General features: G+C 68.8%; 22 protein-coding genes. 10 read left to right on the top strand and 12 right to left on the bottom strand.

The genetic code is table 11. The annotated features are described in order from the left end of the window. Positions 1-2: 2 nt before the first annotated feature. Together ACQVBX_RS03380 and ACQVBX_RS03375 are read right to left on the bottom strand one after the other, a co-directional pair. Positions 3-296 (bottom strand): TfoX/Sxy family protein, encoded by a 294-nt coding sequence (locus ACQVBX_RS03380; protein ID WP_431636499.1) that lies wholly within the window; start codon positions 294-296, stop codon positions 3-5. After that, positions 296-823 carry a nuclear transport factor 2 family protein gene (locus ACQVBX_RS03375; RefSeq protein WP_431636498.1) on the bottom strand — a complete coding sequence of 176 codons (528 nt, stop codon included), beginning with the start codon at positions 821-823 and terminating at the stop codon, positions 296-298. Before ACQVBX_RS03375 ends, ACQVBX_RS03380 begins: the two co-directional genes overlap by 1 nt. A 155-nt stretch (positions 824-978) precedes the next feature. Between ACQVBX_RS03375 and ACQVBX_RS03370 the strand changes: the two genes are divergently transcribed. The 4 genes from ACQVBX_RS03370 (at position 979) to ACQVBX_RS03355 (ending at position 4,954) form a co-directional block, all read left to right on the top strand. After that, positions 979-2,115, top strand: coding sequence for an MBL fold metallo-hydrolase (locus ACQVBX_RS03370; RefSeq protein WP_431636497.1), 1,137 nt, complete (start codon positions 979-981; stop codon positions 2,113-2,115). Positions 2,116-2,332: 217 nt separating this feature from the next. After that, on the top strand, positions 2,333-2,731 hold the full coding sequence (locus ACQVBX_RS03365) for a carboxypeptidase-like regulatory domain-containing protein (RefSeq protein WP_431636496.1): 399 nt from the start codon (positions 2,333-2,335) through the stop codon (positions 2,729-2,731). 205 nt (positions 2,732-2,936) lie between these two features. Further along, positions 2,937-3,449, top strand: a complete 513-nt coding sequence (msrA, locus tag ACQVBX_RS03360) for a peptide-methionine (S)-S-oxide reductase MsrA (RefSeq protein WP_431636495.1) — start codon at positions 2,937-2,939, stop codon at positions 3,447-3,449. 29 nt (positions 3,450-3,478) lie between these two features. Then, positions 3,479-4,954: a GGDEF domain-containing protein gene (locus tag ACQVBX_RS03355; RefSeq protein WP_431636494.1), complete on the top strand. Its 1,476-nt coding sequence runs from the start codon at positions 3,479-3,481 to the stop codon at positions 4,952-4,954. 28 nt (positions 4,955-4,982) lie between these two features. On the opposite strand, the gene ACQVBX_RS03350 is transcribed toward ACQVBX_RS03355, so the two are convergent. Continuing rightward, positions 4,983-5,450, bottom strand: coding sequence for a YybH family protein (locus ACQVBX_RS03350; protein ID WP_431636493.1), 468 nt, complete (start codon positions 5,448-5,450; stop codon positions 4,983-4,985). A gap of 81 nt (positions 5,451-5,531) precedes the next feature. Continuing rightward, positions 5,532-6,752, bottom strand: coding sequence for an MFS transporter (locus tag ACQVBX_RS03345; protein ID WP_431636492.1), 1,221 nt, complete (start codon positions 6,750-6,752; stop codon positions 5,532-5,534). Positions 6,753-6,924: 172 nt separating this feature from the next. Between ACQVBX_RS03345 and ACQVBX_RS03340 the strand changes: the two genes are divergently transcribed. Continuing rightward, positions 6,925-7,410, top strand: coding sequence for a DoxX family protein (locus ACQVBX_RS03340; RefSeq protein WP_431636491.1), 486 nt, complete (start codon positions 6,925-6,927; stop codon positions 7,408-7,410). A 5-nt stretch (positions 7,411-7,415) separates the two neighbouring features. On the opposite strand, the gene ACQVBX_RS03335 is transcribed toward ACQVBX_RS03340, so the two are convergent. Next, positions 7,416-7,784, bottom strand: a complete 369-nt coding sequence (locus tag ACQVBX_RS03335; protein ID WP_431636490.1) for an ArsR/SmtB family transcription factor — start codon at positions 7,782-7,784, stop codon at positions 7,416-7,418. 108 nt (positions 7,785-7,892) lie between these two features. On the opposite strand from ACQVBX_RS03335, the gene ACQVBX_RS03330 reads away from it, so the two are divergent. Beyond that, a complete protein-coding gene (locus ACQVBX_RS03330) occupies positions 7,893-8,639 on the top strand; it encodes a glucose 1-dehydrogenase (RefSeq protein ID WP_431636489.1) in 747 nt (248 codons plus the stop codon). 747 nt (positions 8,640-9,386) lie between these two features. Here ACQVBX_RS03330 and ACQVBX_RS03325 read toward each other — a convergent pair. Then, on the bottom strand, positions 9,387-10,271 hold the full coding sequence (locus tag ACQVBX_RS03325) for an aldo/keto reductase family oxidoreductase (protein ID WP_431636488.1): 885 nt from the start codon (positions 10,269-10,271) through the stop codon (positions 9,387-9,389). Between the two features lie 113 nt (positions 10,272-10,384). Here ACQVBX_RS03325 and ACQVBX_RS03320 point away from each other — a divergent pair, with 113 nt between their 5' ends. Then, a complete protein-coding gene (locus tag ACQVBX_RS03320) occupies positions 10,385-11,290 on the top strand; it encodes a LysR substrate-binding domain-containing protein (RefSeq protein WP_431636487.1) in 906 nt (301 codons plus the stop codon). Positions 11,291-11,431: 141 nt separating this feature from the next. Beyond that, positions 11,432-12,760, top strand: a complete 1,329-nt coding sequence (locus ACQVBX_RS03315) for an MFS transporter (protein WP_431636486.1) — start codon at positions 11,432-11,434, stop codon at positions 12,758-12,760. 57 nt (positions 12,761-12,817) lie between these two features. On the opposite strand, the gene ACQVBX_RS03310 is transcribed toward ACQVBX_RS03315, so the two are convergent. The 6 genes from ACQVBX_RS03310 to ACQVBX_RS03285 all read right to left on the bottom strand — a co-directional run bounded on the left by ACQVBX_RS03310 (position 12,818) and on the right by ACQVBX_RS03285 (position 19,213). Next, positions 12,818-13,834: an alpha/beta fold hydrolase gene (locus tag ACQVBX_RS03310; protein ID WP_431636485.1), complete on the bottom strand. Its 1,017-nt coding sequence runs from the start codon at positions 13,832-13,834 to the stop codon at positions 12,818-12,820. Between the two features lie 81 nt (positions 13,835-13,915). After that, complete coding sequence (locus ACQVBX_RS03305; RefSeq protein ID WP_431636484.1) at positions 13,916-14,719, bottom strand: SGNH/GDSL hydrolase family protein; 804 nt, start codon at positions 14,717-14,719, stop codon at positions 13,916-13,918. Positions 14,720-14,802: 83 nt separating this feature from the next. After that, positions 14,803-15,150, bottom strand: a complete 348-nt coding sequence (locus ACQVBX_RS03300; RefSeq protein WP_431636483.1) for a hypothetical protein — start codon at positions 15,148-15,150, stop codon at positions 14,803-14,805. Between the two features lie 155 nt (positions 15,151-15,305). After that, positions 15,306-17,183 (bottom strand): M61 family metallopeptidase, encoded by a 1,878-nt coding sequence (locus tag ACQVBX_RS03295; RefSeq protein ID WP_431638101.1) that lies wholly within the window; start codon positions 17,181-17,183, stop codon positions 15,306-15,308. Between the two features lie 141 nt (positions 17,184-17,324). Then, a complete protein-coding gene (locus ACQVBX_RS03290) occupies positions 17,325-18,107 on the bottom strand; it encodes a LytR/AlgR family response regulator transcription factor (RefSeq protein ID WP_431636482.1) in 783 nt (260 codons plus the stop codon). Further along, a complete protein-coding gene (locus ACQVBX_RS03285) occupies positions 18,104-19,213 on the bottom strand; it encodes a sensor histidine kinase (protein ID WP_431636481.1) in 1,110 nt (369 codons plus the stop codon). Before ACQVBX_RS03285 ends, ACQVBX_RS03290 begins: the two co-directional genes overlap by 4 nt. A 200-nt stretch (positions 19,214-19,413) precedes the next feature. On the opposite strand from ACQVBX_RS03285, the gene ACQVBX_RS03280 reads away from it, so the two are divergent. Then, positions 19,414-19,779 (top strand): hypothetical protein, encoded by a 366-nt coding sequence (locus ACQVBX_RS03280; protein WP_431636480.1) that lies wholly within the window; start codon positions 19,414-19,416, stop codon positions 19,777-19,779. A 174-nt stretch (positions 19,780-19,953) separates the two neighbouring features. Further along, the gene (locus ACQVBX_RS03275) at positions 19,954-20,664 is read left to right on the top strand and encodes a CPBP family intramembrane glutamic endopeptidase (RefSeq protein WP_431636479.1); all 711 of its coding nucleotides are present in this window, start codon (positions 19,954-19,956) and stop codon (positions 20,662-20,664) included. Positions 20,665-20,672 lie beyond the last annotated feature (8 nt).

Raw genomic sequence — 20,672 nt, 5'->3', positions numbered from 1 at the left:
GATCAGGCCGCCGCGGTGACGGTGAGCAGGCGGCCGAGCCGTTCGCCGTCGTCGAGCACCTCGTCCATGCGCCAGTGGGGCTTGGCGCCGGGATACGGCGGCGCCTCCTCCACCGTGTCAAGCAGGGCGCGACCGGCCGCAGTCGGCTTCACGAACAGCATGTTGTCGCACACCAGCGCCACCACCCGGCCGTCCAGGTACAGCGCGTACTCGCCGAACATCTTGCGGTACGACAAGGCGTCGCCAAGCCCGGCCTGCTCGCAGACGTAGCCGACGAAGTCGGCATCGGAGGCCATCAATGCATCGCCGGCCGGCTGACCGTGGCTTTCGCGCCGGGCTTCGGACCGGTCGGGCAGCCCTCCACCTGCACGTTGTAGGCGATGGCGCTGATGCGCCACTGCCCGCCGGCATCCTGCACCAGTGCAAAGCTGTCGATGCCGCAGTGGGAGAACTTGCCGTCGAGGTGGAAGTCGTAGGGCGCCCACACCTGCGCCAGGCCATGGTCGATCAGCACCTGCGGCGACCAGATGCGCTCGCGCCATTCGCCCTTGCCGGTCGCCAGCGCGCGCAGGAAGTCCTCGTCGCTTTCCATCTTGATCGTGCCGTCGGGCTTGCGCACCGAGAACACCGTGCCCGGCACCAGCAGGGTGCGCATCGCTGCCGCATCGTGCGCTGCCATGGCGGCGAAGGTCTGGTCGATCACGTGGAGAACCGCCCTGTGCTCGGCTGAGGTCTTGCCCGTGGCGTGAGCCGGCTGGGATACGGCCAGGGTCATCGCCACGACCGGAAGCAACGCGGAGGAAACCAGGGATCGCAGGCGCATGGCGGCTCTCGATTGAGGAAGGGTGGTCACAGCATCGCGCGTTCATGGGCACCGTGCATGTGGCTCGCCCCCCGACTTTCGACACGTGCATCTTGCGAGTGGCGCGCTCCGTACCCATGCACTAGGACTTCCCTCACCGACTCGCACGAGGCCCCATGCGCTCCTTCGGAAAAACCGCCCAGGGCGAACGTCTCGAACGACTGCGTTCGCTGCCGCTGTGGGACGGCGAACGCCTGCGCAACGTGCACCCGATCCTGCCCGGCCTGCGCGATCCGGCTGCGCCGCGGCCCAGCCTGCGCGACTTCCTGCGCGGCGATCCCAGCCGCGTACCCGCCGCGCCGCTGCCATCGGTCGACCCACGCGAGGGCTGGTCGGCGCGCCCCGCCAGCGGATTGCGAACGACCTGGCTGGGCCACTCCACCGTGCTGATCGAGATCGACGGCTGGCGCGTGCTCACCGATCCGGTGTGGGGTCAGCGCGCCTCGCCGTTCACGCTGATGGGACCGAAGCGCTTCCAGCCCGTGCCGATCGCCCTGCGTGAACTGCCGCCGGTGGATGCGGTGGTGATCTCGCACGACCACTACGACCATCTGGATTACCCCACCATCCGCGCGCTGGCCAAATCGCGCGTTCCTTTCATCACGTCGCTCGGCGTGGGCGCGCACCTCGAAGCCTGGGGCATCGCGCCGGAGCGGATCACCGAGCTGGCGTGGTGGGACAGCCATCGCGTGCCCGGCACCGGCCTCACCATCACGGCAGCGCCATCGCAGCATTTCTCCGGCCGCGGCCTGAAGGACCGCAACCTCACGCTGTGGTCGTCGCTGGTGATCGAAGGCGAACGCCATCGCGTGTTCTTCAGCGGCGACACCGGCCTCACCACCGAGTACGCCGCCATCCGCGACCGGCTCGGGCCGTTCGACCTGGTGATGCTGGAGGTCGGCGCGTTCCACCCGTCATGGGGCGATATCCATCTGGGCCCGGCCAATGCGTTGCAGGCGCACGAGTTGCTCGGCGGTGGTGTGCTGATGCCCGTGCACTGGGGCACCTTCGCGCTGTCCACCCACGCTTGGGACGAGCCGGTGGAAACCCTGCTCTCGCTGGCCGCCTCGGCCCATGCGCACCTGCTGCTGCCGCGCCTGGGTGAACCCCTGGAGCCGTCCGAACGGCGCCCTGCCCAGCCTTGGTGGCGAGCGTCCGGCGAGCCCGCCGCCGACCGTGCCTCTGTGCACGAAGCGCCACCGGAACAGCGCAACGAGGCGAGCGAAGAGCAGCTGCCCTGGCCGCTCGATTGAGCGTGCCTGCATCGGGCCGGCTCCGGCCGTGAGCTGACGGCCTCATCCCCACAAGAGGCCGATACCGACGGGCCCGATGGTTGCTCGCCCGGCGCAATGGACGTGGCGCGCCGCGCGGGGTTCGCCTGCGCGCGGAGCATGCCTATACTCGGCGACGGATCCTGCGTTCTGCAGAGTCCGTCACAAACGTCAATCGCCACCCGACAAGGAGCGTTTCATGGATATCTGCAGCACCGCGGCCGCCCGCCACGTTTCCCCCCGCCGCACGTCCCGCCTGATCCTCAGCATTGCCCTGGCTGCCGCCGGGACCCTCGCCGGCAGCGCCGCCTTCGCGCAATCGACCAGTACGCACATCTTCGGCTGGGGCCCGGCCGGCCAGCATGTGGTCGCCAAGAGCAGCTCCGGCCTCAAGCGCACCACCACCGTGAAGGACAACGGCCGCTACGACCTGCGCGCGCTGCCGATGGGCATCTACACGGTGTCGCTGATGAAGGGCGACCAGACCGTCGATACGCGGCCGAACATCCCGTTGACCGTGGGACGTGGTGCCGAGGTGGATTTCGCTTGCGAGCACGATCAGTGCGCCGCCTCCGCGGATGGTCACAAGTCACCCTGATCGCACCCTCGCTGCGCCCAGCAAGGCCACGCACCCGCACCACCCAGGGGCGACGTCGATACGGCGTCGCCCCTTTGCATGGGGCGATCCGGATTCGGATCGTGCGGACCGCACTGCCGACACAGCCGCCGACGAGGTCGCCGGATTGCTTTTGCTGCACGGCCGCCCAATATCCGCCCGTGCCAACCACTGAGGAGCACGAGCCATGACAGTCCAGACCGAACGCGCCATTCTCGCCGGCGGCTGCTTCTGGGGCATGCAGGAGCTGGTGCGCCACCAGCCGGGCGTGCTGTCCACCCGCGTGGGCTACTCCGGCGGCGACGTGCCGAACGCCACCTATCGCAACCACGGCACCCACGCCGAGGCGATCGAGATCATCTTCGACCCGGCCGTCACCAGCTATCGCGCGCTGCTGGAGTTCTTTTTCCAGATCCACGATCCCACCACGCGTAATCGCCAGGGCAACGACGTGGGCATGAGCTACCGCTCGGCGATCTTCTACACCAGCCCCGAGCAGGAGGCCGTGGCGGAGGACACCATCGCCGACGTCGAGGCCTCTGGCTTGTGGCCGGGCAAGGTGGTTACCGAGGTCGCGCCCGCCGGCGACTTCTGGGAAGCCGAACCGGAACACCAGGACTACCTGCAGCACTACCCCAGCGGCTACACCTGCCACTTCGTGCGGCCGGGCTGGAAGCTGCCGCGGCGCGCGCAGGCCTGACGCCCAGGCGGCGGGCGGCGGGGCCTGGCATGGGCTACATTGCCGACATGCCCGCCCAGGCAGCACGCCGCCCAACACCCAACGGCCCCACCACTCCCCGCGCAGCCTGGCTGCTGCTCGCGGCGGTGGGTGCGGTCGCACTGTTGTTTCCGGCGTGGCGCGGACATCCGAACACGCTGTGGGCCGTCTACTGCTTGGTCGAGTCCGTCGCGATGGCCGGGGCCTGGTATCTGACCTGGCGGCGTCGCGCCCCGCTGGCCTGGTGTCTGCTGCTGGTCGGCATCACCTGCAACGTGGTGGCCGACCTGGTCTATTACCGGGAGACGGTGATCATCGGCATGGGCGCGAAAGCGGGCCTGTCGGACCTGCTTTACACCGTGGCGTACTTTCCGGCGGCCGCCGGCTTGCTGGCCCTCGGACGCCGTGTCGGTCGCTCGACCGGGGCCTTGCTCGACGCCACCATCTTTGCCGCCGGATTGGCTGTTCCGGTGGTTACCTTCTACATGGTGCCCGCGTCGCGCGATGTGTCCTTCGGGCTCGACGGACTGCTACTGGTCGGGCTGTATGCGTTCGGCAGCATCCTGCTGTTCGCGCTCTATGTGGCGCAGACGACGGCGCGCCGCGGCAGCAATCCGGCCTTCCTCGTACTCGGCGCGGCGCTACTGATGGCGGCCCTGGGCGATCCGATCTGGAACGTCCACATGCTGGGCACCCGGCCCGGACTGGGTGAACTGCCCAAGCTGCTGTGGTTCCTCAACCGCAGCCTTCCGCTGGTCGCCATCGCGCATCCGGCCATCGTGCAGGTGTGGCTGCCGGAACCGGCGGCGCCGGGTTCGTCGTTGCCCCGCGTGCGGCTGCTCGCGCTGATTCTCGGCTCGCTGATGCCGGCAGTGACCCTGGTGCTGGCGTCGCTGGCTGCGCCGGACTATTCCTACTGGGTTCCGATCGCCGCTGGCGGCATCCTGCTGCCCGCGCTGGTGCTGATCCGCATGGACGGACTGATGCAGCAACTGCGGGGGCAGGCGCGGCAACTGGACATCCTCTCCCATTACGACGAACTCACCGGCGCGCCCAACCGTCGCCAGTGGAAGCGCGCACTGGCGTCGGCGGTGGCGCGCGCCGGCGAGGAGGGGCGGCCGTTGAGTCTGGCCCTGCTCGATCTCGATCATTTCAAGGCCTACAACGACGCCCATGGCCATCACGCGGGCGACAACCTGCTGCGCGAGGCCTATCTCGCCTGGTCGGCACACCTGCCGAGCGATGCCGTGCTGGCCCGCTACGGAGGCGAGGAGTTCGCCCTGCTGCTGCCCGGTGTCCCGGTAGCTGAGGCAGTAGGGTTGGTGGAGAACCTGCAGTCGCACACACCGCAGGATCAGAGCTTCTCCGCGGGCGTCGCGCGCTGTGACGTGTCCGGCGATCTCGATAGCGCGCTCGATCGCGCGGACGCTGCGCTCTACCAGGCCAAGCAGAGCGGCCGCCGGCGGGTGCTGCCCGCGGCCGACTGATCGTCGGCCTCACTCTGGCGACGGGCGCTCAGCTGGAGTGATCGAGAATGATCTTCCAGCCGCCGGCGGTCTTTTCCCACAGCAGCGAGTACACGCCGTCATCCTGGGCGACGCTGCCGTGCGCCGTTCGATCGAGGTGGAAGCGGCCGGTGACCGCGGCGTAGCGCACCGTGCCGTCCGCGTCCGGCAGCAAGCGCACATCGATGTCGGAGAAGGTCAGGCGGCCCATCTGCTCCTTCGTCGCATAGTGCGCGCGGTAGCTGGCGAGGATGGCGCGATAGCCCTTGCGCACGGTGCTGCCGACGAAGGTGGTATCCGGCGCGTCCTTGTAGCCGTGCATGAAATCGTCGACGTCACCCCGGTTCCAGGCCGCCTGCTGCTCGGCCATCACGGCGCGGATCGCAGCCGCCTCGCCTGGCGCACCACGGGCCGCGACCGCGCCGGCCAACAGGCCGACACACAGAGCAAACGCGCATGCGCCGCGCCGAACTTTCATGGCTGCCACCTCGTCGCTGGAGTAATCAGGCGATCATCGCCGATCGGCACGCGCGGCGCAGCCGCGCCGCACTAGCTACGGCTACGACGACTGGTACGGCTCGCGCGGTACGCCGAGCGCAATGATCGCCATGGCGGAAAACATCAGTACCGCCGCGACGAGGAAGGCCGCGCCGTCCATGCCGCGGCCGGCACCCCAGGCCAGCGCCTGTGAGGCCAGCAGCGGACCGCCCGCCGCGGCCACCGAGTTCATGCTGCCGATACCGCCCTGCAGCGCGCCCTGGCGGCTGGCGTCGACCATCCTCGACAGCGTGCCGTTCATCGCCGGATAGACCAGTGCGCCCAGCGCGCCAACCAGGAAAAACGCGTAGACCTGCCAGCCATGCGTGGTGAACGCATAGGCGACCAGGCAGGCGCCGGCGCAGCTCAGCCCGAGGATCGCCGCGCCACGTTCGCCGAAGCGCCGCACGATGCGCCGGGTCAGGCCCAGTTGCACGATGATGGAGAGCAGGCCGACCCAGGCCAGGCTCCAGCCGATCGTGGTGGCGCTCCAGCCGAACCGCAACGAAGCCCAGAACGACCACGTGGCCGGGTAGACCACGCCGCCGAGCTGCCACAGGAACCAGGCCAGCAGCAGCGGCGTGGCGTTGCCGGCGTGGAACAGCGGACGAAACGCGCCGATCACGTGCGCGTCGCGCAGGCGGAACGGCCGCCGGTGCTCCGGCGCCAGCGTCTCGGGCAGGAACAGCGCCATCGTCGCTGCATTGATGGCTGCCAGCGCCGCGGCGACCACGAACGGCGCACGCGGCCCGAACGAGGCCACCAGCCCGCCCAGCGCAGGGCCGATGATGAAGCCCACGCCGAACGCCGCGCCGAGCAGGCCGAACACCGCCGAGCGCCGCTGCGGTGGGGTCACGTCGGCAATCACCGCGCCGGCCGGACCGAACGTCGCGCCGGCGACGCCGGCCAGCGCGCGACCGACAAACAACCAGGCCAGCGTCGGCGCCAGCGCCATGAGCAGGTAGTCCAGGCAAAAGCCGGTCATCGCCGCCATCAGCACCGGTCGCCGACCGAACCGGTCGCCCAGGTGCCCCATCACGGGGCCGGCGAGGAACTGCGCGGCAGCGAACATCGCCAGCATCCAGCCGGCCACGCGCGTGGCCGCCGGCAGATCCATGTGACCGAGCTGGGTGATCAGGGTAGGCAGCACCGGCATCACGATGCCGAAGCCGATCACGTCGATGGTGACGGCGGCTAGCACGATGGGCACGGCGCGGTGTTCGAAGCGTGGCAGGCGTGGCATCGGCTCGGGCGCAGGCGGCGAAACGGGCAAGGGTAAACGATGCGCAAGGGCCTGGCGCATCGCGCACCGATGAGGCAGCACAGGTAACCGCGGCCTGCGCCATGGCGAAGCGTGCAGGTACTGCGACGCCGAAGCCGTCGCACATCGTTCTGGCTTCCCGCGAGAGGTAGTCATGGCCACGCCCACGTTTTCAACGATGTCGTCCTGCCGCGACCTGCGCCCCTGGGCCCCGATCCCGCTGCGGCTGATCGTCGGCTATGGCTTCATGCAGCACGGTGTTGCCAAGCTGCTGCGCGGTCCGGATGCGTTTCCGGCGATCGTGCATGCGATGGGGCTGCCGTTTCCCCACCTGCTCGGCTGGGCGACGATCGCGGTAGAGATCCTCGGCGGCGCGGCGGTGCTGCTCGGCGCCTTCGTCGCGCTGGCCAGTCTGCCCATGGCGGTGGTGCTGGGGGTGGCAATGTTCACCGTGCACCGGCCGTACGGTTTCAGCTCGATCAAGCTGCTGGCGGTGACGGCAACGGGCGCCACGTTCGGGCCGCCGGGCTACGAGACCGACCTGCTCTATCTCGCCGCCCTGCTCGCGCTGGTGCTCGGCGGCAGCGGTGTGTGCTCCATCGATGGCTACCGCCAGCGGCAGCGCAGGCCCACGGGGTGAGCCGCTCAGCTGCCCTTGGTGCGACGCCTGGCGGCGCGGGCACGTTCGGCCGACTGCACGCGATGCGCTTCCATGATCGCGCCGATCAAGCCGGGGAAACGCTGCTCGATCTCCGCGCAGCGCGAGGTGTTGCGCATCTCCACACCCTGCCGCTCGCTGTGGATCAGCCCGGCCTCGCGCAGCACGCGAAAGTGCTGCGACAGGGTCGACTTCGGGATATCCCGATCCTTGATCGTGAGAAAGGTCGAACAGGTCTGCGCGCAGCCCGAATCGGCCAGCTCGGCGTAGATCGCCACCCGCACCGGATCGGACAGCGCATGGAGGATCGCCTCCACGCTGACGTCGTCGATCGAGGGATGGGTCAAGGGCCGCATGGCGCGATTCTAGCAGCCCTTGATTATTTGTTCTTAAGTTCATAGGTTACGAACTACGGCATTTAAGAACCCGTTCATCCTCTCCCAGCACACACAAGGAACATCGTCATGAGCAAGCTCACCGGAAAAGTCGCCCTGGTCACCGGTGCCTCCAAGGGCATCGGCGCCGGCATCGCCCGCGCCCTGGCCGCCGAAGGCGCGGCCGTCGTCGTGAACTACGCCTCCAGCCGCGCCGGCGCCGACGCCGTGGTGGCGGAGATTGCCAAGGCCGGCGGCAAGGCTGTCGCCGTGCGAGGCGACGTGTCCAAGGCGGCTGACGCCAAGGCCCTGGCCGACGCTGCCATCGAGCATTTCGGTCGTCTCGACATCCTCGTCAACAACTCCGGCGTCTACGAGTTCGGCGCGCTGGAGCAGATCACCGAAGAGCACTACCACAAGCAGTTCAACGTCAACGTGCTCGGCCTGCTGCTGGTCACCCAGGCGGCGGCCAGGCATATGGGCGAAGGCAGCAGCATCGTCAATGTCAGCTCACTGGTGACTCGCATCGTGCCGGCGGCCAGCGCCGTCTACACCGGCACCAAGGGGGCGGTGGACGCGATCACCGGCGTGCTGTCGCAGGAGCTGGGCCCGCGCAAGATCCGCGTCAACGCGGTGAACCCGGGCGTGGTGGAGACCGAAGGTACGCACTCGGCCGGCTTCATCGGCTCGGACTTCGAGGCGGGCGCCGTGGCGAAGACGCCGCTGGGCCGCATCGGCCAGCCCAAGGACATCGCGTCCATCGTCACCTTTCTGGCCTCGGACGATTCGTACTGGCTCAACGGCGAGATCCTGTTCGCCGCCGGCGGCGCGCGGTAAGGAGCTCGACCGTCCGCTTCGCTTCCCTCTCGCGAGTGATGGGCATCGACTCGAAAGCGCGCCGTAACCCCAGGCGTCGTTCCCGCGGCCGTAATCCCCAAGGTCGTCATTCCCGCGAAAGCGGGAATCCATCTTGACCTTTGCATCAGAGCCAAGTGCATTCCCGCGAAAGCGGGAATGACGCCGAGGTGGAATGCGTTTGCGGAGGACTGACATCGTCGGGCTGGCGGTAGCACCGGCCGGGGCTGGAGCAAGAGGCGCGTGGTGCCCCATTAAGGAGCGCACCCTGTGCGCGACCCAATCTCGCATCTCTGCCGCACCGGTCGCCCACAGGGTGGGCTCCTACAACGATGCCCTGTAGGAGCGCACCCTGTGCGCGAACCGATCTCGCCTCGCCGCCACATCGGTCACCCACAGGGTGTGGCTCCTACATGAGGCGCGGCGGACCCTGCAGGAGCAACTGTCTCGGCGCCCGGTACGTTCACGGCACGTGATGCTTCAACGCGCGGGAGCATTCGCCGCCGTCACCTCACACCCGCGGACGCTCAGGCATCTTCCCGCGTCATTCTCGCGGCCGCCCCCCAAGGAGAGATCGGTGGCTCTGCGCAGTTTTCTCGCCGGACGCCAGCGAGATTCCGCTGGGATGACGAGCAAAATCAGAGCATCCATAAGCATCGTCGCGGGCGCCTTGCCATGGGTGCCCGCACGGAGACGGCCCACCCTTCATCGGGCGGGCCGTTTCGTTTGTCAGTGCGCCGCCACCTCGGCAGCACCGATCGCGTCCAGCTCGTCCTTCACCGTCGCATCCAGCGCAAGCGATGCCGCCGCGAGGTTCTCGCGCAGGTGGCCGAGCGACGAGGTGCCGGGAATCAGCAGGATGTTCGGCGCGCGCGCCAGCAGCCAGGCCAGCGCCACCTGCATCGGCGTGGCTTCCAGCCGTCGGGCGATGGCCGAAAGCGCGTCGGACTGCAGCGGCGTGAACCCGCCCAGTGGGAAGAACGGCACGTAGGCGATGCCAAGCCCCGCCAGTGCGTCGATCAGCGCGTCGTCGGCGCGATGCACCAGGTTGTAGTGGTTCTGCACGCACACCACCTCGGCGATGCCGCGCGCCTCGTGCACCTGGTTCAGCGTGGCGTTGCTCAGGCCCAGGTGACGGATCAGGCCGCGCTGCTGCAGTTCCGCCAGCGCGGTGAACTGCACTTCGATCGACTGTTCGGTTGGCCGGTGCACGTCGCCCATGATGCGCAGGTTCACCACGTCGAGGCGCTCCACGCCCAGGTTGCGCAGGTTGTCGTGCACGGCTGAGGTCAAGTCGGCAGGCCTTTGCGCAGCGTTCCATGACGCATCCGCCCCGCGCGTCGCGCCGACCTTGGTCACGATGGTCAGCTGATCCGGATACGGATGCAGCGCTTCGCGGATCAGCTGGTTGGTCACGTGCGGGCCGTAGAAGTCGCTGGTGTCGATGTGGTCCACGCCACTGGCCACCGCCTCGCGCAGCACAGCCAGTGCGCCGTCGCGGTCCTTCGGCGGTCCGAACACGCCCGGCCCGGCCAGCTGCATGGCGCCGTAGCCCATGCGGTTCACGGGGCGATGCCCGAGGGTGAAGCGGCCTGCGTTCACTTGCGTAGTCATGCTGTGCTCCGTTGCCGATGCGGCGGGAATACCGCGTTGGCCGCCACTCTAGGCGCGCACTGCCGTTCTGATAATCCGGCACAATCGGCACAACCCGTACGGATTTGCGCACAATGGACACCGAGCTTCGCGACCTCTTCGCCTTCCTCGCCGTGCTGCGTGCCGGCGGCTTCCGCGAGGGCGCGCGCGCCAGTGGCAGCTCCGCCTCGCGGCTGAGCGAGAGCGTGCGCCGGCTGGAGTCGCGCATGGGCGTGCGGCTGCTCCACCGCACCACGCGCAGCGTGGTCGCCACCGAAGCCGGCGCGCGGCTGGCCGAACGGCTGGCCCCTGCACTGGGGGAAGTGGAAGCAGCGCTCGACGTGGTCAACCACTACCGCGACCGCCCCGCCGGCACGCTCAAGCTCAACGTGCCGGCAACGGTGGCGCGGCTGGTGCTGCCGGCGATCGTCACGCCGTTCCTGAAGGCGTACCCGGAGATCCGGCTGGAAGTCATCGTCGAGGAGAGCTTCGTCGACCTGCTCGCCGCCGGCTGCGACGCCGGCGTGCGCTACGACGAGCGGCTGGAGAAGGACATGGTGGCAGTGCCGATCGGCCCGCGCGTGCAACGCATGGCCACCGCCGCCTCGCCGGCGTATCTGGCCGAACACGGCCGGCCTCGGCATCCCAGGGACCTGCTCGAACACACCTGCCTGCGCGGGCAGTTCGCCAGCGGCCACATCCCTGCCTGGGAGTTCGAACGCAACGGCGAGATCGTGCGCGTGGACCCGGATGGTCCGTTGCTCGTGCGGCTGGGCGGCGGCGTGGACCTGAAGCTTCAGGCGGCGCTCGACGGGCTCGGCATCATCCACCTGTTCGAAGCCTGGTTGCAGCCGCACTTCGACAGCGGCGCGCTCGTGCCCGTACTCAAGCCCTGGTGGCAACCCTTCAGCGGCCCGTATCTCTACTACCCCGGCCGCAAGCACCTGCCCGCCCCACTACGGGCGTTCGTGGATTTCGTCAAGGCGATTTCGCCGCGTTAGCAGCCACTTGCCCGTGCAGTGGTGACGCCCCGTCGCAGGCATCGACGCGTGGCAAGTGCGGCGCGCTCGACGCGGTGGGCCGGGGCCATCGAGCAAAGCGCTACCATCGGTCGATCCCTCGCCTCCCGGTAACTTGCCTGCATGAGTACGCCCGGCACGTCGCATCCCGCCGAGATCTCGCGCGCCTCCATGGTGGTGGCGGCGCTGTCGACGGTGGTGGAGTGGTACGACTTCACGCTGTACCTGTATTTCGCCACGGTGCTGTCGCGCGTGTTCTTCGGCGGCGACAGCCAGTCGCTGTTGGCCACGCTGGCGGGGTTTGCGGTGTCGTATGCGATGCGTCCGCTGGGGGCGATGGTGTTTGGCCACATCGGTGATCGGCTGGGGCGCCAGCGCACGCTGCTGCTGTCGATGATGCTGATGACGCTGGCGATGCTCGCTACCGCGCTGCTGCCTGATTACGCGGCGATCGGCCCGGTGGCCGGCGGCCTGCTGCTGGTGTTGCGCTGCTTCATGGCGTTCTCGGTGGGCGGCGAATACACCGGCGTGGTCGCCTACCTGCTGGAGGGCGCACGGGCCGAGCGACGCGGGCTGATCACCTCGCTGGCCTCGGCCGCGAGCGAAGTCGGTGCGCTGCTGGCGGTGGTCGTGGCGGCACTCACGGTGGGCTTGATGAGCGAGGCGCAGCTCGCGGCCTGGGGCTGGCGCATTCCGTTCTTCATTGGCGCGGCGCTGGCCGGCAGCGTGTGGATAGCGCGCTCCACCATGCAGGAATCGCCCGAATTCCTGCGTCAGCAGGCACAGCGCACGGTGCCGGATTCGCCGCTGCGGCATACGCTTTCCCACCACCGCTCGGCGTTGCTGCGGACGTTCGCCATCTCGGCGCTGGGGTCGATCACTTACTACGTCGGCATCACCTATGTGCCGGCGTTCCTCAGCGGTTCGGGCATCGTCGCCGAGGGTCGCTCGCTGGGTCTTTCGACGATGGCGGCGGTGGCGGTCATCGTGGTCACCCCGCTTGCCGGCGCGCTGTCGGACCGGGTGGGGCGCAAGCCGGTGCTGATCGGGCTGGGCGTGGCGGCCATGCTGCTGCCGCTGTCGATGTTCGGCTTGATGGCCGGTGGCGGTGGCGAGGGATTCATCGCCATCGGCGCGATCGTGCTGGCATGTCTGGCCGGCGGCGTGAGCGCAGTGGGCGCGCCCGCGACGGCCGAACAGTTCCCCGGCGAGGGGCGGCTGAGCGGCCTGGCGCTGGGAGTGACGGTGGCCACGGCGCTGTTCGGCGGACTCACGCCCTTCCTCGCCGAACTGCTGGTGCAGCGCACCGGCTGGGTCGCCGTGCCCGGCGCCATGATCGCCGCGGTCGCGCTGGCGGTGCTGCCGGTCTTGCTGACCATGCCGGAGACCCAGCCGACGCGGGCACAACGACGGAGTGCCCGCGCCTCACTGGCGCGCGATGACGGCCTCTGACTCAGCGCAGACGGGCACCGCGCTCCGCTCGTGGCCGCATCATCATCGACGTTGGGCTTACCGCGCCTTAGGTGTGGTTCCGCCCGGCCCGAGGAACGCATCGACGGCACGCTGAAACGCTTCGGGCTGCTCCTGATAGGGGAAGTGCGCACTGTCCGGCAGCACCACCAGGGTGGCTTGCGGAAGCTTCGCGGCCAGTGCCCGCTGCGGTGCCACGCCGACCGCACTATCGTGCGCGCCGACCACAATCAGCGTCGGCATGCGCAGGCGCTCGGGCCGGGTCACCGTGTAGCAGATGAAGCTCGACTGCGGCGCCATCAGCGCCCCACCGATCTCGCCCGTGTTACGCAGGCCGCTTTGCGCGTCCAGGCGCTCCTGCTCGGACTTGGCGGACATCACGTGGAACTGCTGATAGTCGTGAAAGACGCGGCTGTCGGCGAGCGTCGCCGTACCGGCGCCGACGAAGGCCATGCGCGCCCGCGCCAACGCGCAGCGATCGCCCACGGGCACCGCACGCAGGGCCTTGCCCGCCTCGGACTGTTCGGCCGCCGCGTAGGCCTTCGGAAAATGTTCCCGCAGCGTGTCCACCCAGGCTTCCATGGCGCCGGGCAGATCCACCGCGGCGTCGATCAGCACCAGCTTGGCCACGTGCTGCGGATAGGCTTGCGCGTAGTCGACCGCCAGCGTGCCGCCGAAGCTGTGCCCGGCCACCACCATCCGCTGCACGCCCAGCACACGGCGCAGGCCTTCGATGTCCTCGATCATTGTCGGCAACGTGTAGTCGCCACGCCACGGCCGCTCGCTCTCGCCGCTACCGCGCTCGTCCAGATAGACCATGGGATATCGCGCGTCGAGCACTTTGCCCGCCGTCATGCGAAAGCTGTAGGAGTTGTAGCCCGGGCCGCCATGCAGGAAGAGCACCGGCACGTCGCCGGGCCGGATCGCACGCGACGTCCAGTAGGTGAGCCGCACGCCATCGATCACCGAGTCATGCCGCGTCGGCTCCGCACGCACGGCCGCTGGCGACATCAGCAGTCCTGCGATCAGGGCCAGGGCGACAGGCAGTACACGCATGGTCGAAATTCCAGAATGGGTGCGCGCACTATGCCCGCGCGCGCTCATCACGAAACGTGCCGTTGGTCGTGCCTTGCCTAGTCACTTGCCCGTGCCGGCGTCTGGCGCATCCAGCGCCTGGTCGATCGCCTGCTGTGCCAGCGGCGTCATGATGGCGTAGCCTGCTGGCGTCGGATGGACGCCATCGCGGGCGAGCCGCGTATCCATCCCACCCTGCGCGTTGACCAAGGCGTCGTAGTAGTCAAGATAGGTGGCGCCGTGCGACGCCGCGTACGACTTCAGCCAGGCGTTGAGCGCGCGGATCTTGCCAGACGGCTGAAGGCCGGGGTGCCACGGATAGTCCGTGGTGGGCAATACCGAAGCGAGGATCACCCGGATGCCCGCGGAGTGCGCCAGCGCGGTCATGGAACGGAAGTTGTCCTCGATCATCTCCGGCGTGGCCAGCCCCGTATTGCCGGCGATGTCGTTGGTGCCGGCGAGGATTACCACCGCCGCAGGGCGCAGGCCGATGACATCCTGGCGAAAGCGAACCAGCATCTGCGCCGTGGTCTGGCCGGAGATGCCGCGGTTGACGTACGGCTTGCCCGGAAAGAACGTGGTACCCGCAGCGCGTCCCCACGCATCGGTGATGGAGTCGCCGTAGAACACCACGCGGCGCTCGCCAGGCGCTGGCGGCGCCAGCTTCGCGTTCTCCTCGCGGTAGCGTCCGAGCTGTGGCCAGTCCGACAGCTGTTGCTGCAGGGCGGCGACCTGCTCGCTGTCGAGCGTCGCCGGCGGCGCGGTGTACAGCGGATTGATCGGCTCCGGCCCCGGCCGCGGCGCCGACGTACTGCATGACGACAGGGCCAACGCGGCCAGCGGTAACGCGAACAACCAGCACTTCATGCAAGCAGCCTCGAGCAGTGAGCGGCACCGGCGCAAGCCGGAACGAACGCCCAAGTTAGCGCACCCGAACCGTCGCCGGCGCGCTACTCGTAGGTCTGCACCACCAGCAGCGGGCGCTCACCGGTGGACGAGGCCGCTGCCGCCATGTCGCTGAAGTGGGAAAGCAGCGGCATGCGCTCGTGATCGGAAAGCCGCACCACCACGCGCTCGAACGGCGCCGGATCGGCGGACGAAGACGCCGCGCGGCATACGCCGTGCACCGGCGTCGCATCGGGCCGCACCTCGGGCAACCCCGGCACCGCCACCTGACAGGTGGGATTGACCACCGCTCCGCTGAACGTGATCAAGCCGCCGCCGGCCCAGGCGATGCCCATGCCGAGTGCGACCACTTCCAACCCCATGACGAACGCACCGCGCCATCCACTACGCATGACCGCCGCCTCCCGCTCCGTCCTGTGGAGCAACTGCGTATGGGCCGACATCCCCATGCCGACCGGGAGCATAGTCTCCTGCCGCCACCGCCGCACCAGCTGATCGAGATCAACTGGCGCGGCCATGGGCACTCAGGTCGCGGGCCGCATCGCCATCACTTGCGCGCGGCGATGATCTCGCTGAGGTAGTCCGGCGTGCCCGGCACGCGGACCAGATGCGGGTACTGCAGGCCGCCGTGGTAGTCCACCGACACCGTGCGGTAGCCGCCCTGAAACTTCAGCAGCAGGCGGATCGGCGCCTTGTCCGACTTAGCCGCGGTGATCGCGTTCTTCAGCACGTCGTCGCTGTAATCCTGCCCGTTCACCGCCACGACGGTGGCGCCGGTGCTCACCCCGGCCTTGAACGCCGGGCCGTCCCAGCGCACGTCGTTGACCACGCCCTTCCCCGCCATGGTCAGGCCGATCGACCAGCTGAAGTTGTACAGGTGGCGAGAGGACTGCGGCCGGCTGTTGTACTGCTTCTCGTAGGCGCTTGGCTGATCGGTGTAGACCAGCTTCCAGCCGCTGCCGGCCAGGCCGTCCAGCAGCGGCGGATCGAGCGCATCGACGCGCGCGTGCAGGTAGCTGGCCCAGTCGTACTTCGCCACGCCGTCCAGCGCCGCCACCACGTCGTCGAACGTGTAGGTCCTGGTCACGTAGCTGCCGTTGTCGACGCCGAAGAAGGCGCGGGCGAATTCGTCCAGCGACTTGTGGTCATGGGTGAGCTCGCGCAGCTTCGCGTCAACCGCCAGCCACACCATCTGGCCGGCGCTGTAGTACTCCTCGCTCATCTGCCAGCTGCGGTATGGCAGGCCTGAGCGACGCGCGGCGGTGGGATCGTTGGTGGTGTCGGTGATGGTGCGCCAGGCGAAGCCTTCGCGGTTGCGGTCGTAGTTGGCCGCCGTCATCGCCAGCGCGTCGCGGAACTGCTCGGGCGTCCACAGGCCGGCGCGCGCCGTGAGCACGAAGCCCCAATACTGCGTCTGACCCTCGTACACCCACAGCAGCGAATCACCCATCGGCACGTTGAAGTTCGGCGTCCACAGGTCGGCCGGGCGGCGGAACTTGCCGTTCCACGAATGGGTGTACTCGTGCGCGAGGAGGTCGCGGCCCGGTGCGTTGTCCTCCCAGGCGGTGAAGTAGTCCGCGCCCAGGCCGTTCTCGCTGGACTGGTGATGCTCGGTGCCGTTGCCGCCGAGCTGGTCGGACAGCGAGAACAGGAAGTCGTAGTGGTCGTAGTGATGCGAGCCGAACAGCGTGGTCGCCTGCGCGGCGAGGTTGCGGTGCGCCTGCAGCTGCGCGGGCGTGATCTGAAGGTACTTCGGCGCATCGGCCACGATGTCCAGGTGCACCGGCGCGCCGCCCTTCGGGGTGAGGTCCACGCGTTTGAAGTACTGGCCCGCATACACCGGCGAATCGACCAGGTTGTTGAACGTCACCGGCTTGAAGGTGGTGGTGTCGCCTGCGGTGGAGGCAGTCTCCAGCGCCGTGCCGAACTGCCAACCGTGCGGCAGTGTGAGGCTGGGCGCGAAGGTGATGCCGCGGGTGTAGTGGCCGGCCGGATACAGCGCCAGCTTGCTCCACTCCATGTCCATCATGCGGTCGGTGATCTCGTAGCCGCCGTCGCGCGGCGAGAGATACTGGAACTGCGCCTCGACGGTCGACACGCCGGCCGGCACATCGAGATGAAAGGCGTAGACGTTGTACTTGTCGCGCGTCCACTTCAGCGGCTGGCCGTTGGCGCTCAACCGCAGCCCGGCGAGCATGGCGATCGGCCCGGTGGGCGAGTGGTCGCCGGGAATCCACTGCGGGTACAGCAACGTGAGCGCGCCCGCCTGCACCGGGATCGACTCGCGCACACGGAAGATGCCCTGCGCCGTATCGCTGGCGTCCACCTGCAGCGTCACCGTGCCCGAATACGCCGTGTCCTGCGGGGCGGGCACGCTGTCCGTCCAGGCCGGCTGCGCACTGACGGCAGCGGCCGCCAGCGCCATCGAGATGGCCACGGCCAGGCGCAGAGACTTGCGACGGACGAGAGTCGCCCGGGCGGAAGAAGAGGCAAGGGACATGAGGAACTCCGGCAGGCCGATGGGAAAGCGCGCAAATTAGCATCGTCTGGACCCGCCGGGCGCGGCTCAGTCGGTGGGCGCCTCGCGCGACAGCGATACCAGCCGTAGGAACACCTCGTGCTGGTAGCGGCTCATGCGCAGCTTCTGTCCGGTATCCATGGTGACCACGTGATAGCCGTTGAACCACGGGTGGACCGCCTCAACGCGACGCACGTTGATGATGGCCGAGCGGTGCACGCGGGCGAAGCGCCGCGGATCGAGCCGCTCAGCCAGCGTCGCCATCGTCTCGCGCAGCTCATGCACGCGATCGGCCAGGTGAATCAGCACGGTGTTGCGGCTGGCCTTGATCCAGACGATGTCCTCGACGTCGACGAACACCACCTGCTCGCCCTCGCGAACCGGGATGCGCTCGAGGTAGTCGTCGCGCCGACGCAGCGCGTCCAGCGCCTGCATGATCCGGGCGGAGGCGGCCGCTCCGGCGCCACCGGCCAGGCGTGCCTTGGCCCGCGCCAGGGCATGGGCGAAGCGCTCGCGACCGAACGGCTTGACCAGGTAATCCACCGCATGCGCTTCGAACGCGCGCACCGCGTACTGCTCGTAGGCCGTGACGAACACGGTGGCCGGCATCTGCTCCACGCCGATCGCCGCTACCACGTCCATGCCGGTCATCGCCGGCATCTGGATGTCGAGAAAGACCAGATCCGGTGAGCGGCGACGGATCGCCTGCACGGCGGCGATGCCGTCGCCGCATTCGTCCAGCTGCGCCACCTCCGGGTCGTCGCGCAGCAGCCGCACGATCGCCTGCCGCGCCAGCGGCTCGTCGTCCACCACCAGCACGGCCAGCTTCACGCAGCCACCTCCGGCGCATCGTCCAGTTCCTCCATCTCGCGCAGCGGCAGGCGCAGGCGACAGGCCACGCCCTGCGGCCAGAGCATGTCCAGGCGCACCTCGGCCAGGTCGCCGTACAGCTCGCGCAGGCGGAGCGCGGTGTTCGACAAACCGATGCCGTGGCCTGACGACGGCGAGTCGCCCGGCTCCAGCACACTGTTGCGGTTGCGCACCTCGATGCACAGCTCGGCACCCTCGCGGCGGCTTTCGATCTCGATGCAATCGCTGCCCAGACGCTCGCCGATGCCGTGGCGTATCGCGTTCTCCACGATCGGCTGCAGGATCAGGCTGGGCACCGCGCAGCGCAGCGTGTCCGGGGCGAGATAGATGCGCGTGCCCAGGCGGTCCTTGAAGCGGATGCGCTGGATGCCGAGGTACAGATCGAGCAGCACCAGCTCCTGCCGCAGCGTGATCTCCTGCCCTTCGCAGTCTTCCAGGAACGCGCGCAACAGGTCGCTGAGGCGCAGCAGCATGTCTTCGGCCGACGGCACGTCTTCGTGCAGGAGCGTTGCGATGGCGTGCATGGTGTTGAACAGGAAATGCGGCTGCAGCTGCGTGCGCAGCACCTGCAGCCGCGATTGCGCCAGCTCCGAAGCCAGTCGACTGGCCTCCAGTTCGCGGCGCGTGGTCTCTTCGCGAAACTGCATCGCCTGCTGGATCACGAACAGCGCCCAGCAGGTCAACATTCCGGTGGCTGCGTGCTGGCCCACGAACTGGCGCCACTGCTCGCCAAATCCACTGGGCTCGAACACTGTCGACACCATGGCGCCGATCAGCAGCGCCACCGCGGTGACACCCACGCTGGCCAGCAACGGCATGCCCAGTTCGCGCAGGCGCAGGGGCAGACGCAAGGGATAGCTGGCGGCCAGCCGGAACACCAGCGGTGCCAGCGCAGCCCAGGTGTACCACTGGATCGCCGACCAGCGCAGGTAGTCGATCGCCGACCAGGTGTGGCCGCCCAGATCGTCGCGCAGATAGCCCTGCACGGCGAACACCACCGCCACCACGCCCCACAGGCCGAGGTACCGGCCCATGCCGATGTCCGTATTGCCCAGGCGAACCCTCATCGAGCGTGTCCAGTGGGGAGCTGGCTGCATCCTAGGCGCAGCCCGCGGCCGCTGGAAAGCAAAGCGCCGCACTGCTGCGATTGGTCACGCCGTCACGACGATTCGTCCCGCCGCGCTTCCGCCGCGCCCGGCTCCCGCGGCCAGATGGCCACGCGGAGCGCCCGGTGCGCGACCCGCTTCCCCCTTGCCGGAGAGCCATCGTGACCCTGCCACGCGCCGCCATCTGTTCCCTCGCCCTCGTCGCCACACTCACCGCCGCCTGCGCCGCCAGCACGCCACGTGGCGATACCGCGACCGCGCCCGGGCCGTACCTCCAGCTGGTGAACGCCACGTTCGACAGCGTGACCGCCGTGGCCGTCGCCCCCGCCGGCAGCGAGGCGTTCCAGCGCATCGCGCTCGGCCAGCCCCTGCAGGGCGGCTTGACCGCCACCACTTTCCGCGTGCCGCCCGGCCAATGCCTGCGCGATTTGCGCGTCACGTTCCGCAACCAGCGGGTCGAACGGCTCGCCGCCATCGACATCTGCCGCGTGCATGCCCTGCGCCTGAACGCGAAGCCGGCACGCTAGCGCGCCGGTGTCGATGCGCGCACCGACGCGCGGCGATGGGCTGCATGGGTGGAGGCATGGGTAAGTCACGGCAGTCAGGCGCTTTTTCTTGCGCCACCGGCTGTGACCACCGGCACGCGCGAGCGCCTGGTGCGGCGCCGATAGTGCCGCATCCTCAAGCCCCGGCATTCACCCATGCGCGCAAGCACCGCTTCCTTTCCGGCCTCGTCGCGCCCATGGCCCTTCCTGGCCTGGCAGCTGGGCGTGATCGGCGTCGTGCTCGCCGCGGTATGGAACGGACCCGGCTGGGGATCGATGTGGGGCGCGGGTATCGCGCTGCTGGCCGGCTGGCTGGAGCCGCGTCGTTGGCATGTGGCGCTGGGACTGCGCAAGCGGGTCGACTGGCGCCGGGTGGTGCTGTTTGGCCTGGTCGCCGGCCTCGTGCAGTTGCTGCTGGTGAAAGTGGTGCTAACGCCGATGATCGAGCACATCACCGGCCAGCGCCGCGACTTGAGCATGTTCGACCATCTGCGTGGCAACTGGCACGCGCTGTTCGCCATGCTGCCGATCGTGTGGGTCTCGGCGGGCTTTTGCGAAGAGGTGGTGTTCCGCGGCATTGTGCTCGGCCGCCTGCGCATGGCGCTGGGCGGCTCCCGCATCGCCACGGCCGCAGCCGTGGTGACGTCATGCATCGTGTTCGGCCTCGCGCATGGCTATCAGGGGCTCGCCGGCTGGATACTCACCGGCATCCTCGGTGGCGTGCTGGCATTGATCTACGTGCTCAGCGATTACTGCCTGTGGTACGGCATCGCCCTGCACCTGGTCTACGACACGCTCGCCACGGCCTCCATCGCGCTGGGCTACGACCGCACGCTGGCCACCTGGGGCGCGCACCTGTTCGGCTGATGGACGGG

Source organism: Dyella thailandensis (genome assembly GCF_050749815.1).
Taxonomy (GTDB): Bacteria; Pseudomonadota; Gammaproteobacteria; order Xanthomonadales; family Rhodanobacteraceae; genus Dyella_A.
Note: the sequence above shows the minus strand (reverse complement) of the source record. Positions and strands in the feature narration are given on the sequence as shown.

What these genes read in the sequence shown, in the direction of transcription:
- ACQVBX_RS03380 (WP_431636499.1), bottom strand. Translation starts at nt 296, where the DNA reads ATGGCCTCCGATGCCGACTTCGTCGGCTACGTCTGCGAGCAGGCCGGG.
- ACQVBX_RS03375 (WP_431636498.1), bottom strand. Translation starts at nt 823, where the DNA reads ATGCGCCTGCGATCCCTGGTTTCCTCCGCGTTGCTTCCGGTCGTGGCG.
- ACQVBX_RS03370 (WP_431636497.1), top strand. Translation starts at nt 979, where the DNA reads ATGCGCTCCTTCGGAAAAACCGCCCAGGGCGAACGTCTCGAACGACTG.
- ACQVBX_RS03365 (WP_431636496.1), top strand. Translation starts at nt 2,333, where the DNA reads ATGGATATCTGCAGCACCGCGGCCGCCCGCCACGTTTCCCCCCGCCGC.
- msrA (WP_431636495.1), top strand. Translation starts at nt 2,937, where the DNA reads ATGACAGTCCAGACCGAACGCGCCATTCTCGCCGGCGGCTGCTTCTGG.
- ACQVBX_RS03355 (WP_431636494.1), top strand. Translation starts at nt 3,479, where the DNA reads ATGGGCTACATTGCCGACATGCCCGCCCAGGCAGCACGCCGCCCAACA.
- ACQVBX_RS03350 (WP_431636493.1), bottom strand. Translation starts at nt 5,450, where the DNA reads ATGAAAGTTCGGCGCGGCGCATGCGCGTTTGCTCTGTGTGTCGGCCTG.
- ACQVBX_RS03345 (WP_431636492.1), bottom strand. Translation starts at nt 6,752, where the DNA reads ATGCCACGCCTGCCACGCTTCGAACACCGCGCCGTGCCCATCGTGCTA.
- ACQVBX_RS03340 (WP_431636491.1), top strand. Translation starts at nt 6,925, where the DNA reads ATGGCCACGCCCACGTTTTCAACGATGTCGTCCTGCCGCGACCTGCGC.
- ACQVBX_RS03335 (WP_431636490.1), bottom strand. Translation starts at nt 7,784, where the DNA reads ATGCGGCCCTTGACCCATCCCTCGATCGACGACGTCAGCGTGGAGGCG.
- ACQVBX_RS03330 (WP_431636489.1), top strand. Translation starts at nt 7,893, where the DNA reads ATGAGCAAGCTCACCGGAAAAGTCGCCCTGGTCACCGGTGCCTCCAAG.
- ACQVBX_RS03325 (WP_431636488.1), bottom strand. Translation starts at nt 10,271, where the DNA reads ATGACTACGCAAGTGAACGCAGGCCGCTTCACCCTCGGGCATCGCCCC.
- ACQVBX_RS03320 (WP_431636487.1), top strand. Translation starts at nt 10,385, where the DNA reads ATGGACACCGAGCTTCGCGACCTCTTCGCCTTCCTCGCCGTGCTGCGT.
- ACQVBX_RS03315 (WP_431636486.1), top strand. Translation starts at nt 11,432, where the DNA reads ATGAGTACGCCCGGCACGTCGCATCCCGCCGAGATCTCGCGCGCCTCC.
- ACQVBX_RS03310 (WP_431636485.1), bottom strand. Translation starts at nt 13,834, where the DNA reads ATGCGTGTACTGCCTGTCGCCCTGGCCCTGATCGCAGGACTGCTGATG.
- ACQVBX_RS03305 (WP_431636484.1), bottom strand. Translation starts at nt 14,719, where the DNA reads ATGAAGTGCTGGTTGTTCGCGTTACCGCTGGCCGCGTTGGCCCTGTCG.
- ACQVBX_RS03300 (WP_431636483.1), bottom strand. Translation starts at nt 15,150, where the DNA reads ATGCGTAGTGGATGGCGCGGTGCGTTCGTCATGGGGTTGGAAGTGGTC.
- ACQVBX_RS03295 (WP_431638101.1), bottom strand. Translation starts at nt 17,183, where the DNA reads ATGGCGCTGGCGGCCGCTGCCGTCAGTGCGCAGCCGGCCTGGACGGAC.
- ACQVBX_RS03285 (WP_431636481.1), bottom strand. Translation starts at nt 19,213, where the DNA reads ATGAGGGTTCGCCTGGGCAATACGGACATCGGCATGGGCCGGTACCTC.
- ACQVBX_RS03275 (WP_431636479.1), top strand. Translation starts at nt 19,954, where the DNA reads ATGCGCGCAAGCACCGCTTCCTTTCCGGCCTCGTCGCGCCCATGGCCC.